We start from the raw sequence: 13,998 nt of genomic DNA, 5'->3' as shown, positions 1-13,998 counted from the left end.
TCGTTGCCTGTACCTACACCCCTACCCTGACCTTTGACACTGTGTCCCCCGTGACCTTTGGCCTAGCTTGGAGAGTCATGGCCGCGATACCCGGGGAACGTCCACTGCGCGGCCAGCCATAGCTGGGACCGCCTGCGGGCGAATCATTCGACTCTTTACAGAGGGATATACATGACCATCAAGCATTTGAAGCCACTGTTGCTGGCCGCCAGCGTCGCCTTTGCCCTGGCCGCCTGCGGCAAGCAGGAACAAGCCCAGGCACCGGCCCCTGCCCCGGCGTCCACCGCGCCCGCCGCTGCATCCACCACCGCCAGCGCCGCCAAGCCGGTCAGCGTGTTCGATGCCAGCGAACTGGATACCGCCATCAACGCGTGCCAGGACTTCAACAGCTTCGTCAATGCCAAGTGGATCGCCGCCAATCCCATTCCGCAGGACCGCACCCGCTGGGGCGCGTTCGACGCGCTGGCCGAGAAGAGCCTGAACACCCAGCACGACATCGTTGACTCCGCAGCCAAGAATGCCTCACAGGCCAAGTCGGGTTCGATCGAGCAGAAGATTGGCTACCTGTACCAGGCCGGCATGGACCAGGACACCGTCAACAAGCTCGGCTACGACCCGATCAAGCCGCAGCTGGCGCAGATCGATGCGCTGAAGACGCCGAGCGACTTGGCCAAGTACATCACCGACCGTTTCGCCGAGGGCGACAACCAGGTATTCGACTTCGGCTCTGGCGCCGACTTCAAGGATGCCAAGATCCAGATCGGCTACGCCAACCAGGATGGCCTGGGCCTGCCCACACGGGACTACTACACCGACAAGAAATACGCGGACATCCGCGACGCTTACAAAGGCTATATCGCCAAGTCGCTGGCGCTGACCGGCGTGTCCGAAGCGGATGCCAAGAAGCAGGCCGATGACGTGCTGGCGTTCGAGACCAAGCTGGCGCAAGCCTCGCTCTCGCCCACGGAAATGCGCGACCTGGACAACCAATACCACTTCGTGAGCGTGGCCGAAGCGGACAAGATCACCCCGCACTTCAACTGGGGCGATTTCTTCAAGGCTCAGGGCGTGACCATCGACAAGGGCTTCTCGCTGTCGCAGCCGAAGTTCTTCGCCGCATTCGACAAGCTGATGACCACCGCACCGATCTCGCAGTGGCAGGCTTACCTGCGCTTCCATGCCATCAGCGGTGCGTCGCCGTACCTGAGCACCGCCTTCCAGGACAACCGCTTCGACTTCTACGGCAAGACGCTGTCCGGCCAGCCGGAACAGAAGCCGCTGTGGAAGCGCGTGCTGGGCGCCGTGAACGCTTCCATGGGTGAAGCACTGGGCCAGCTGTATGTGGCCAAGGAGTTCACGCCGGAAGCCAAGCAGCGTGCCGAGGTCTTGGTGACCAACGTGCGTGACGCACTGAAGGATCGCATCCAGCATCTGGATTGGATGAGCGATGCCACCAAGCAGAAGGCGTTGGACAAATGGGGCAAGTTCCTGCCCAAGATCGGCTATCCGGACCACTGGCGTAGCTGGGATGGCCTGGACATCAAGCAGGGCGACTACTACGGCGACGTGCAGGCCGCCGCCAAATTCAACTACCAGTACGACATCGGCCACATCGGCAAGCCCACCGACCGCACCGAGTGGGGCATGACGCCGCAAACGGTGAATGCCTACTACGACCCCAGCACCAACACCATCAACTTCCCGGCCGCGATCCTGCAGCCGCCGTTCTTCTATGCCAGCGGCGACGACGCGATCAACTACGGCGGCATCGGCGCGGTGATCGGCCACGAATCCAGCCACGGCTTCGACGACCAGGGTTCGCAGTTCGATGGCGACGGCAACAAGGCCGATTGGTGGACGGCGCAGGACAAGGCGCAGTTCAAGTCACGCACCGGCAAGCTGGTCGACCAGTTCAACGGCTATGCACCGCTCAAGGACAAGCCGGACCTGCACGTCAACGGCCAACTGACCCTGGGCGAAAACATCGCCGACCTCGGCGGCCTGAATGTGGCTTACGACGCACTGCAGGATGCGCTGAAGAAGAACCCGAGCGAGGCACAGGACAAGATCGACGGCTACACCCAGGATCAGCGCTTCTTCCTGAGCTGGGCACGCGTGTGGCGCAACAACACACGTGAAAAGCAGGCCGAGCTGTACCTCAACATCGATCCGCATGCACCTGCTTCGCTGCGCGCTATTGGCGCACCATCGAACATGGCAGCGTTTTCGGAAGCGTTCCAGTGCAAGACTGGCGATGCCATGGTTCGCGATGGCGACAAGCAGGTGAAGATCTGGTAAGTCGCGCGATCTTCGAACTAGAAACTAAAGCCCTGCACGCAAATGCAGGGCTTTTTCTTTAGCTGTAGGTTGGGTTAGCGCAGCGTAACCCAACGATGCCGCCTCGACCGTTGGGCTACGCTGCGCTAACCCAACCTACAATCGTCAAACGCGGCCCGCTTGCGTTCACTCCGCCATCGCTCAATCATCAAGCCGCTACACGATCCATCACATCCCTACCCACCATAGCGAGATTTCGCCATGAACTTACTTGGTGCATGTCGGCGGTTGATGTTGTTTGTTGTTGCACTCGGGCTCTTTCACATTTCTTGCACGACATTGGCCGCGGATCACCCGGCCGCATCCCAGGCGCAAGAAAACAGCCTGGCCGCCATCCAGAAGAGCGGTGTTCTGAGAGCAGGTGTCGCCATCAATGCACCCTGGGTATTCCGCGATAGCAGCGGGCAATGGAGCGGCCTGGAAATCGACTTGCTCAGGCAGCTTGCACAAGACATGAACTGGAAGCTCGAATTCGTTCCCACCACCTGGGAGCACGCGATTGATGACTTGCGCGCACATCGCTTCGATCTATTGAGTTCGGGGTTGAGCATCACACCTCAACGCGCGCTGCTGTTGAAATTCAGCCATCCCTATGGCGACTATGCCTTGGGCATGGTGGTGAACCGGCAAGCCATCGGCATGGACGATGCCACCAAGCTGCAAAGCGGCAGCTCGCACACCATCGGTGTGTTGTCGGGAACGGTAACCGCAGCCACCACCAAAGATTATTTCGGACAAAGCAAAATCGTCGAAGTGCAGGACGAAGCACAGGCCATCAAGGATCTGCGCAACGGCAAGCTGGATGGATTCATGGCCGAAGAACCGGTGCCGACTGCTTTGGCGAAAACCTATGCAAACCAGTTGCGTACGCTCGACGTGCAGACGTATGGCAGGACAGCCCATGGATTCGCCGTACGCCGCAGCGATGACGATCTGCTCGACGTGATCAATGCATGGCTGATTTACCAGCAGGCCTCCGGCTGGATTCGGTCACGCGAGGATTTCTGGATCCACCATGCGGTTTGGGTGCAATTGATGCAGTGAGGCTTTAGGACCAGAGACTCCGGCGACGCCGGGGTCTCCGGGGTCTCTGGCCATCACCGCCCCCTCGACTTTCGCCAGCCGAATAGACGCTTGCGCCGCTGATTGCTGCCGCCCCCGTCCGGCACCAGCAAACATACGCATTAGCCTCAGCGCCGCCACCTCCAAGCGTGGCGGATGTTTTTTTCTTCGCGTATAGCCACTTACTCGCCTTCTTTGAACAGCCCCTCCATTCCGGTGAGGGCCTACAAACCGCTTCACATCTATCTAACCGCATGTAAGAATAGTAACGATTCGCATTTGCAGAACGCCTTTCGTGGCGGCAAGCGGGATTGAGACGCGTCAAAGGCATTCGCCGCAGCGCACTCAAGCAGCCAGCCAAGCCGGTTCTGCTCCTTCCCACCTTGCCGACATCGTTGCCCATGCCCGCTAACTTCCGCACTTCACCCCTGCAAACCGCCCTGCTGCTGGCCCTGAGCCTTCCCGTTGCCGCCCACGCGCAAACTACCCCTTCCTCCAGCGACACGCCGCCCGATTCGCGAACCCTGAAGCCGGTGCACGTTACCGGCAGCGTTATCGGTAACGACTACACCACCGACACATCCAGCGTGGGCGCCAAAATGCCGACATCGCTGCGCGATATCCCGCAGACCGTGGTGGTAGTGAATCGCGATCTAATGGAAGCGCAAGGCGCCACGTCGCTGCAGGATGCGTTACGCAATGTTCCCGGCATCACCATCGGCGCCGCGGAAGGCGGACAGATCGGCAACAACATCAATCTGCGCGGTTTTACTGCGCGTACGGACATCTATCTGGATGGTTTCCGCGACCCTGGCCAGTATTACCGCGATGTGTTCGATCTCGACGCCGTCGAAGTGCTGAAAGGCCCCTCTTCCATGCTGTTTGGCCGCGGCTCCACCGGTGGCGTGATCAACCAGGTGACCAAGGAGCCGGAGCTGAAACCCTTTGGAGAAATCAGCGCAACCGTGGGCACCAGCGATCGCTACCGCCTGACGGGTGACATCAATCAACCGCTGTCGGACACCGCTGCCGCACGCTTGAACATTTACGGGCAAGACATGCACACCACGCGCGACGTGTTGAACAATCGCGACGGCGGCATTGCGCCCGCGGTGCGCTTTGGCATCGGCACACCGACGCAAATCACGCTATCGGCCTTGATTCAGCGCAACCACGACATGCCCGACTACGGCCTGCCGCCGATCAATGGACGTCCGGCGCATGTGAACCCCAAAAACTGGTACGGCCTCACCGATGACCGCACCGTGCAGAGCGTCAACGCCTTCAATGCACGCCTGGAACACACGTTCTCCGACAGCATCAGCCTGCGCACGCAGCTGCAATACAGCGATTACCGCACCGATGCGCGTGAAACCGCCGCCAACAGCATCGTTACTGCCAGCGGCGTGACGCTCAACAAGACGCTCGGCAATCCCACCAACCTGCCGCTGCAGGATTTGTACGCGCAGCTTGCCAGCCACGATCGCGTCATTCACGACAAACTGTTGGACAGCCAGACTGACCTGACTACCAAATTCTCCACAGGTACGTGGGAGCACACGCTGGTCACGGGCATGGAGCTGGCGCGCGAAACCTACAACAACCAGGCTTACACGCGGAATGGTCTGCCATTGCTTTCCTTGCTGGATCCCGTGCAAGAAGCCACGCCTTCCAACGTCACCACCACGGTAGGCAACTATGCGCAATCGGTCGGTAAAACAGCTGCCGTTTACGCCAACGACACCATCAAGTTCAACGATCACTGGATGGTCGTGGCTGGCGTGCGCCGTGACCGCTTCGATGCGCACATCAGCAACACGATTTCCGCGCCTGCATACGCGCAGCAGACGGTGTATTTCACCAGCGTGCGCGGCGGCGTGATCTATCAGCCTAGCGAAAAGCAGTCTTACTATGTGTCATACGGCACCTCGTTCGATCCGGTACTTGAACAGCTCACGCTCACCAGCGGCACGCAGAACCTTGCGCCCACCAAGAATCGTTCCTACGAAATCGGCGGCAAGTGGAACCTGGCGGATGACATGCTGGGCCTTACCGCTGCGCTCTATAACCTGGACCAGACCAACGCGCGCACGCAGACATCGTCGGGGGAGTACACGCTGGACGGCAACATCCGCGTGCGCGGTGCAGAACTCAGCGCCGTTGGGCATGTCACCGACCACTGGCAGATATTCTCCGGGTACAGCTACATGGACGGCAAAATCGTGAAGGCATTGGATGGCACCCAGGGCAACGTGCCCGCCAACACGCCACGCCATACCTTCACCACATGGACCACCTATACCTTCGCGCAGCACTGGGAAGCCGGTGGCGGCCCCACTTACATGTCGCAACGCTTTGCCGCCAATACGGACAAGACCAGCGTAGGCGGCTACACGCGCTGGGATGCCATGGTGGCGTACCATCAACCGACCTACGACATTCGGCTCAATCTGTTGAACCTCGCCAACAAGCATTATTTCGATGCGTTGATTCCGTCGGATGGTGGGCGTGCGGTACCGGGGATTGGGCGTACGGCGTTGGCAATGTTTACTTATAAGTTTTAACGTCTCTTACAGCGCTGACAATGGCTCCGGACTTAATATCCTCATCCATGCTATGTCAGAGCGAATCGTCATTCCGGCGAAAGCCGGAATCCAGTCAAGAATGACGTGCGTAGCGCACGACATAAAGGTTTTGAGTGCTTCGCACAACCTATTAAAACTGGATTCCGGCCTTCGCCGGAATGACGTCAGGCAACTTGGTGCCTTTCAGCTAGCCCTAAATTCAGAGTCGATATTTACAAGGACTTCAACATGCTGGTCCACATCCCCACTCTGCTCGCCACCAACCAAGTCGCCCACTTCCGCCAACGCCTCGACGCCACCGACGCCCCCTGGACCGACGGCCGCATCACCGCCGGCCACCAGGGCGTCCACGTCAAACAAAACCAACAACTCGCCGAAGGCTCTCCGCTCGCCATCGAACTCGGCAACATCGTGCTCGCCTCACTGGAACGCCACCCGCTCTTCATCAGCGCAGCACTACCCAACCGCATCTATCCACCGATGTTCAACCGCTACCAAGGCGGCATGCACTTCGGCAACCACGTCGACGGCTCCATTCGCCTCCTCCCAGGCACCGGCCAAAAAATCCGCACCGATCTCTCCGCCACCCTCTTCCTGGCATCACCCGACAGCTATGACGGCGGCGAACTGCTGATCGAAGATACCTACGGCACGCAGACCGTAAAACTCCCTGCCGGCGACATGATTCTTTATCCGGCCAGCAGCCTGCATCGCGTGAATCCCGTCACACGAGGCACGCGATTAGCTTGTTTTTTCTGGGTGCAAAGCATGGTGCGTGATGATGGGCAGCGCACGATGCTGTTCGACATGGATAACGCGATACAGCGGCTTGCTGCGACGAATGCGGATGATGCTGCGCGTGTGCGACTTACCGGGGTCTATCACAACCTGCTGCGGATGTGGTCAGACGTCTGAACGCCTGCGACCAGCTCCGCGCTGGCCCTTTGACGCATCCCAGCGCCGTGTCTTTTTGATGTGCGTCAACATTTCGGCGACAGGCGGCGCTTTTCCCCCGACCAGCGGTCGTTCAATTCAGTGCACCCCTACAAGATAATTGTCCCGAGACTTACATGCTTAGCCCTTGGTGACAACGCCTGGCACATAGCCGGCAGGCCCGCCAGGGTAAACAGGGGACCGGACCTCGTCCGGTAAATACAAACGAGCGCTAGCCAACGCGATACAGGGGCGGTCAATGAGTACGATGCGGGCGCATCGCAGGCCGACGGAAGGGTTCACCATCGTCGAGTTGATGGTGGTGATAGCGATCATCGCCGTTGTGCTTGCTCTTGCCATTCCTTCCTATAAGAGCGTTACAACGCAAGGCAGGATGGCTGGCGAGATCAATGATCTGGCCACCAGCATCGAATTGGCGCGTTCTGCAGCGATCAAGCAAGGCTTGACAGTAACCATCTGTCCTTCGGCCAACCCTACCGCCACACCGTCAACCACGACCCCTGCCTGCGCCAACAGCACCGAGTGGAACACTGGCTGGATCGTTTTTATCGATACCGCCAACAATCAAACCTTCACCACCAGCGGTGACACGCTGCTGCGCATCCATGGCCCCTTCACCGGTAGCGATACCCTGGTGTATTCCTCAACGGCGGGCACGACGACTGGCATCACCTTCAACCGCATGGGCGGCACAAACAGCTTCGGTACCGCGACCAATTTCGGCAATACCGGCACGCTGACCTTGCACGACGCCACCAACAACGCGACCTGGCGCCGCTGTGTGATCTTGTCCGAGGCCGGCAACATCACTGTGGATTCCGAACAGAATAGCCAGCAGGGGGCTTGCCCATGATCCATCTTGATCGCCATCGGGCGCGCGGCTTCAGTCTGCTGGAAGTGCTGGTTGCGCTAGTGGTTCTCTCCATCGGCCTGATTGGCATTGCTGCCATGCAGGCTTCGGCGCTATCCAGTACGCACGGCTCGCAACTTGAATCGCTGGTGGCGATCCAGGCGCGTAGCCTGGCCGATGCCATGAGTGCCAACCCTGATTATTGGGCCAACAATTCACCTACTTTCACCATCACCCCTTCCTCCAGCAGCCCTACGACGCCGGTCATTAGTAGCAACGCCCCCTCCGCGCCATCTGGCGGTTGCCTCAACACCACTTGTACAGCCACCACTCTGGCTGGCTATGACGTGCAGCAATGGGCAAATCAATTGCTCGGGCAGGTACCCGGTGCAAGCGCCACCATCACGTGCAAATCGAGCGCACCAGTAGGTTGCAGCATCAACATCACCTGGTCAGAGAAGTCCGCGGCGGCACTCAACAGTGGCACCAAAAACGCCACCACTGCTACGTCGATACCCATGTCCTACACGCTGGTCAACCAGATCTGAGCCATGAATATGCATCGTCATAACCAGCGCGGCTTGAGTTTGATCTCGCTGATGATCGCACTGCTCATCGGCACATTCCTGCTCGCCGGCCTGTTCGCCGTATGGTTTCAGACGCGCCAAACGTTCTCGGCACAAAGTCAGTTGGCGCAGGTGCAGGACAACCAGCGCATGGCGCTGATCATTCTGGGTAACGCCGTGCAAACGGCTGGCTATTACCCCGTAGCGGCGAACTACGGTACCAGCCCACCCAGCACGCCCTACACACAGACCAACGTTTTTATTACCAACAGCACATTCGCCACCGCGGGACAGGTGATTTACGGCACCCATTCGAGCTCGAACCCGACTAACGACACGCTGGCGCTGCGTTTCATGGCTGATCCGACCTCGGGCAATACGCTTGATTGCCTGGGCCAGACCGATACCGCACAAACGGTAGTCACCAACACCTTTCAGATCACTAATAACAATTTGACCTGCTCCGTCAACAGCAATACGGCACAAACGATCGTTACGGGTGTCAAGGGCTTCGAGGTGTACTACGGCGTATCCAGCTCGCAACAAGACAATTCGGTCGTTGAATACCTGACTGCCGACCAGATGTCCTCTGCTCAGTGGGGCTATGTACAGTCAGTCAACTTGCAACTCACCTTTGTAAACCCGTTATACGGGCTACCTGGCCAAGCCGGCCAAACGTCATCGACGCTACCGGTGATTAGTCGAATCGTTTCGCTGCCACAGCAGGCGAAGTGATTGCCGCTGTGACGATCAAGAGAACTTCCATGCCAAGCACCCTCAAAACCAGAGCACAAAAAGAAGGCGGCTTCGTGCTGATCGCCAGCCTGTTGATGCTGATCGTGATGACGTTGCTGGCTGTCAGCATGTATCACAATTTCACCCTGCAGGAAAACGTTGCTTCGAACACCAAGGAAAAGGGGCGTTCATTCCAACTTGCGCAAAGCACGCTGCAGTACGCCGAATACGTATTGGTACATAACGCAGCGAGCCTGCCTTCATCGACCAGTTGTGCATCAGGCACGGTGTTCACCACGCTGACGATCTGCACGAACGCATACAGCATTACAAACCCCACGTCGGCAACTGGCGTCACCACACTGGCCGCTTACCAGGCGTACACCAGCATGCAACCGGCTATCACCGTATCGACGACGAGCAGCAACAACTCGTATTACGCCAACCCGCAGTACTACTACCAGTACCTCGGTGCGGCACCGGGTGGTGCCGGCCAGATCTATCAAGTCACCGCCCTGAGCTATGGCAGCACGCCCAGTGCCATTGCGGTGGTGCAGAGCACGTATGAGTTGTCGACCAATACCAAGTGCTTGTCTTGCGGACCATAAATACAGGGTCGAATCACATGAAAACCATTCGGATATTCGCAAGCTGGCTCGCACTTATCGGTCTTGCGGCAGCGTGGCCCGCGGCCCATGCACAAACTTCTACCAATGTCGTGCAGGACAGCTTTACCGGCACGTCAGCCGCCCTGAACTGGATTCCCTCCAACGGAGCTTGCCTGACCGCTGGCAACGGTACTGGCACTATTCCTGCCTGCAATGGACTTAGCTATTACAGCGGTCAAACCCAGGCGGGCCTGACCAACAATGTCGACAGCGCAGGCAGCGGTGCACTGCGACTGACCAACGGTTGCGTGGGCGGTCCGGGTGGCAACTGCTATGGCAGCCAGAACGGCGCCATTATTTCGAACACACCGTTTTCGTCGAGCCAAGGCATCCAGGTCACCTTTACCACCTACGCCTACACCGGCAACGGGGGCGGTGGCGCAGGCGATGGTGCTGACGGTATCGGTTTTTACCTGCTGGATGCCTCCAAGGTTTCATCCACAACCAGCAATGGCACCAAGACCTACGCCCCCCAAATTGGCGCATTCGGCGGCAGCCTTGGCTATAGCTGTTCGAACGTCAACAACCCCTATGACGGTATGGTGGGCGGGTATATCGGCCTGGGCATGGATGAGTACGGCAACTATCTCAACGGTTCGGTGACCGGCCTTGGCTATACCTATAACGGTGACAACACAGCGACCGGCCAGCAGGCAACCAATAGCAATGGCGGCAATGGCGTGCAGTATCAGCCTCAACGCATTGGCTTGCGCGGCTACGGCAACGTCAACCTCACGACATTACAGACTTATAACTCGCAGGCCAGCGAATCAGATGTGCAGGCTACGTGCTTGAATGGTGGCACTTACCGTTACGGCCCCGCTTATTACACGTATACGTACTCTTACCTGACCAACAACGCATACACCAATCTGGTTACCACTTCTTACACCTATACCAAGGTGAGTGGCCACAGAAGTACTTGCAGCAACGATCAACCCGCACCCACATCAACGGGTGGAGCGGGCCCGTTGACCGGAAGTCAGATCCTGCTATCGGCAGGAACACAGCTATATCAGCAGAATCAATCAGTATCGAGCCAGAAGTTTACGCCAACGCCTTCTACCTATACCGACCCTAACGATGGGACAGTCTGCAGTATTTCGGGGACCGTAACGACGACAACCTATAGCTATGCGACTGCGGGCTCAACGTTGGCATCGACTACGCAAGCCCAAAACGACAACTACACCGGCACAGGCACCCCGTTCGCACTGATCAGTGGTTCTTACTATCCCGTTAGCGTCACTCCAACAACAACTAACACCAACGTAGCGACCATTCCCGACTATCCGGCGATTCCTAACGCTTACATCAATCTGCCCAGTACAACACCGATCGCCAACGAAAACGCATTGACGCGTGCTACCGCCACACCTATCGCGTACAAGCTGCAAATCACTCAGACCGGTCTGCTAAGCCTGTGGTACAGCTACAACGGCGGCAACTATGTGCCCGTGCTGACCTCACAAGATATTTCTTCGTCCAATGGCGCCATGCCGGCGAATTTCCTGTTTGGCTTCGGTGGCTCCACCGGCGGCAGCCAAAACGTTCACGAGATCACCTGCTTCCAGGCCACGCCGGCGAACGTATCGGCCAGCTCGGCCGGTATCAACACCCAGCAGACCGGCCAAGTGCAAACCGGTACGCAGGTGTACCTGGCTTACTACCATCCCAACAACTGGTGGGGCGAGCTGGATTCGCAGAATCTCGTCTACAACGCCACCACTGGCACGGTATCGATTTCAAGCGCGGCGAACTGGGACGCTTCATGTGTCCTCACCGGTGGTAGCTGTACGGCAACCGGTCAAACCGGCATGACGGCACAAGGGACTGGCAGTCGCAACATGGTGACCTGGACTGGCGGCCCGAATGACAATGCCTCCAGCGCGGGCGCTGCGCCCTTTAGCTGGGGTCGCCTGACCACGAACGAACAAAGCTGGCTGGGCTCCAATGACAGTGGCGTCACAAACGCCAGTCAGGTGGCGCAGGACCGCGTCGCCTACCTGGGTGGCGATCGCACCAACGAAGTGACCCAATCAGGCAAGTCGGTGGTCAATGCGGCGGGGTCTTACGACAATTTCCGTGCGCGTACCAGCGTGCTGGGCGACATCATCGACTCCAGCCCCGTTTGGGTGGGACCACCATTGTCGCCTTATCCGAACACCTGGTCGGACCTGCTTTACCCCACACAAACGATGGCTGAGAACGCAACTGGCGCCATTACTTATGGAACCTTCGCCGGCGGCGGCACCAACGGCGAAGCCAAGCGCTTGAACGTGGTCTATGTGGGTTCGAACGACGGTTTCATGCATGGTTTTGAGTCCGGCTACTACAACACCGACGGTACCTATGCATGTGCAAGCCAAAACACCAACGGCATCTATAACCTTTGCGCCAACGGCACCGCGAACGACGGCAAGGAAGTGCTTGCCTATATCCCGGGCGCAGTACTGTCGACGATCCACAACGCTGCCACCTCGACGCTGGATTACTCCTCCGTCAACTACGCGCACAACTTCTACATGGATGCCACACCGGGTACCGGCGACCTGTTCTACGGCAACGCCTGGCACACCTGGCTGGTAAGTGGACTGGGTGTCGGCGGCAATGCCATCTTCGCGCTTGATATCACGGATCTCGGTACCAACGCTTTCGGCACCGGCAGCGTGATTGGCGAGTGGAGTACGGCCGTTACAGGCAGTTCGGTCGCCACTACACTCGTATGCAAGACCGATACATCCAGCAGCGTGTGCGGCAAGTCGCTAGGCCAGACCGTCGGCACGCCGGAGATCCGCCGCCTGCACAATGGCGGGTGGGCGATCATCTTCGGTAACGGCTTCAACAGCGTCACAGGCCATGCCGGCATCTATGTCATGTTGATCAACGGCAACGGTGCCATCAGCGCTAGCAGCCAAACCTCGTCGACCGTCTATTTCCTGGATACGGGTGTGGGCAGTGCGAGCAATCCCAACGGCATTGGTTATGTCTCCGCCGTCGACCTCGATGGCGACCACATTGCCGACTACGTTTATGCAGGCGACGCGTACGGCAATATCTGGCGTTTTGACCTGACCAGCAGCAACCCTGCCAACTGGGGGGTTTCCAGCTACGGGAACAGCTCAGCCACACCATTGTTCACCACGCCGCCGATCAAGACGGTGTACACCACCACCACGACAACCAGCGGCGGTACCACGACCACCACCACATCGACACCGACGATTACCGTTCTGTCGCCGGTGGCACCGTCGCAACAATCCACCTATGCATACGGCACCACCAGTACGACGAGTGGCAACACCACCACTTACACGGTGATCAGTCCGCAGCCGATTACCACCCAGTTGGTCGTGGTCGCAACGACGGAGCCGAGTTCAAGCTCCAATACACCTTACGTATTGGTGGAATTCGGCACTGGCTCCATCCAGCCGCAATCCGTAACGTCCAGCGCCACCTATTCGGGCGGACCGCAAACGCTATACGGCATTTGGGACTGGGGCATGGGGGTGGCAGGTACAGCAGGCGCAGGCTATGCCGGCCTGAGTGTCGGCTCGACAGGTACACCCACGGCATCTTCGCCTATTACGCAAAGCAACCTGGAACAACAGACGATAACCAGCACCACGACATCAAGCAGCTCCACTTCCACCATCCTGGGCTATCGCACGGTGAGCGAGAACACCGTATGCATGGAAGGCTCAACGTGCGCAACGACCAATTCGAGCGGTAACCTCGTTAACGTAGCCGGTAGCCAGTTCGGTTGGTATCTGAACCTGCCTGCTTATAACGGCGTGTCCTGGGTGGGCGGCAGTAATCAGACCGAACAGGTCATCTACAGCCCGATCGAATCCGAAGGTGCCTTTATCGTGAATACGACGATTCCGGCGAACAACTCCCCGCTGAGCTGCACCGTGGTGACAACGGCGGGCTGGACGATGGCGTTGAATCCGGCAACGGGCGGCGGCTTCACCAACTCCTTCTTCTCCGATACCACGGGCGTTGTGATCAGCGGCTCCATTAGCGGCATCGCACTCAGTGCGGTAGGCAGTCCGTCAGTAGTGACGGCGAAAGGCCAACCTTATCTGGTCAATCAGACCGTTTCGGGTGTTGGTACCGTCAATCAGATCAACCCCCCCGGCGGACAAACCGGGCAGCGGTTGACGTGGCTGCAATTGCGCTGAGACAAGGTGATATGGCAATGGCTAAGACATTCGACAAAGCACCCAGTCATCGTCGCG

Annotated in this window: 9 protein-coding genes; all 9 read left to right on the top strand. The window is 58.5% G+C overall.

Going from position 1 to position 13,998, the window contains the following annotated elements:
* Positions 1 to 171 precede the first annotated feature (171 nt).
* The 9 genes from IEX75_RS12995 to IEX75_RS12955 all read left to right on the top strand — a co-directional run bounded on the left by IEX75_RS12995 (position 172) and on the right by IEX75_RS12955 (position 13,941).
* Positions 172 to 2,298 (top strand): M13 family metallopeptidase, encoded by a 2,127-nt coding sequence (locus IEX75_RS12995; RefSeq protein ID WP_188794724.1) that lies wholly within the window; start codon positions 172 to 174, stop codon positions 2,296 to 2,298.
* Positions 2,299 to 2,538: 240 nt separating this feature from the next.
* The gene (locus IEX75_RS12990) at positions 2,539 to 3,381 is read left to right on the top strand and encodes a substrate-binding periplasmic protein (RefSeq protein WP_188794723.1); all 843 of its coding nucleotides are present in this window, start codon (positions 2,539 to 2,541) and stop codon (positions 3,379 to 3,381) included.
* A 329-nt stretch (positions 3,382 to 3,710) separates the two neighbouring features.
* The gene (locus IEX75_RS12985; RefSeq protein WP_229720813.1) at positions 3,711 to 5,963 is read left to right on the top strand and encodes a TonB-dependent receptor; all 2,253 of its coding nucleotides are present in this window, start codon (positions 3,711 to 3,713) and stop codon (positions 5,961 to 5,963) included.
* 249 nt (positions 5,964 to 6,212) lie between these two features.
* Complete coding sequence (locus IEX75_RS12980) at positions 6,213 to 6,899, top strand: Fe2+-dependent dioxygenase (protein WP_188794722.1); 687 nt, start codon at positions 6,213 to 6,215, stop codon at positions 6,897 to 6,899.
* Positions 6,900 to 7,176: 277 nt separating this feature from the next.
* A complete protein-coding gene (locus tag IEX75_RS12975) occupies positions 7,177 to 7,791 on the top strand; it encodes a GspH/FimT family pseudopilin (RefSeq protein ID WP_188795669.1) in 615 nt (204 codons plus the stop codon).
* Positions 7,788 to 8,336 (top strand): type IV pilus modification protein PilV, encoded by a 549-nt coding sequence (gene pilV / locus IEX75_RS12970; protein ID WP_188794721.1) that lies wholly within the window; start codon positions 7,788 to 7,790, stop codon positions 8,334 to 8,336. The genes IEX75_RS12975 and pilV overlap by 4 nt, the downstream gene beginning before the upstream one ends.
* Before the next feature lie 3 nt (positions 8,337 to 8,339).
* Positions 8,340 to 9,089: a PilW family protein gene (locus IEX75_RS12965; RefSeq protein ID WP_188795667.1), complete on the top strand. Its 750-nt coding sequence runs from the start codon at positions 8,340 to 8,342 to the stop codon at positions 9,087 to 9,089.
* A gap of 29 nt (positions 9,090 to 9,118) precedes the next feature.
* A complete protein-coding gene (locus IEX75_RS12960; protein WP_188794720.1) occupies positions 9,119 to 9,697 on the top strand; it encodes a pilus assembly PilX family protein in 579 nt (192 codons plus the stop codon).
* A gap of 17 nt (positions 9,698 to 9,714) precedes the next feature.
* Positions 9,715 to 13,941 carry a PilC/PilY family type IV pilus protein gene (locus IEX75_RS12955; protein ID WP_229720812.1) on the top strand — a complete coding sequence of 1,409 codons (4,227 nt, stop codon included), beginning with the start codon at positions 9,715 to 9,717 and terminating at the stop codon, positions 13,939 to 13,941.
* The last annotated feature ends 57 nt before the right edge of the window (positions 13,942 to 13,998 follow it).

Origin of the sequence: Dyella nitratireducens, from assembly GCF_014642835.1 — a bacterium.
Taxonomy (GTDB): domain Bacteria; phylum Pseudomonadota; class Gammaproteobacteria; order Xanthomonadales; family Rhodanobacteraceae; genus Dyella_B; species Dyella_B nitratireducens.
Note: the sequence above shows the minus strand (reverse complement) of the source record. Positions and strands in the feature narration are given on the sequence as shown.

Coding starts and splice junctions, on each gene's coding strand:
- IEX75_RS12955 (WP_229720812.1), top strand. CDS start 9,715: ATGAAAACCATTCGGATATTCGCAAGCTGGCTCGCACTTATCGGTCTT.
- IEX75_RS12980 (WP_188794722.1), top strand. CDS start 6,213: ATGCTGGTCCACATCCCCACTCTGCTCGCCACCAACCAAGTCGCCCAC.
- IEX75_RS12960 (WP_188794720.1), top strand. CDS start 9,119: ATGCCAAGCACCCTCAAAACCAGAGCACAAAAAGAAGGCGGCTTCGTG.
- IEX75_RS12975 (WP_188795669.1), top strand. CDS start 7,177: ATGAGTACGATGCGGGCGCATCGCAGGCCGACGGAAGGGTTCACCATC.
- IEX75_RS12995 (WP_188794724.1), top strand. CDS start 172: ATGACCATCAAGCATTTGAAGCCACTGTTGCTGGCCGCCAGCGTCGCC.
- pilV (WP_188794721.1), top strand. CDS start 7,788: ATGATCCATCTTGATCGCCATCGGGCGCGCGGCTTCAGTCTGCTGGAA.
- IEX75_RS12990 (WP_188794723.1), top strand. CDS start 2,539: ATGAACTTACTTGGTGCATGTCGGCGGTTGATGTTGTTTGTTGTTGCA.
- IEX75_RS12965 (WP_188795667.1), top strand. CDS start 8,340: ATGAATATGCATCGTCATAACCAGCGCGGCTTGAGTTTGATCTCGCTG.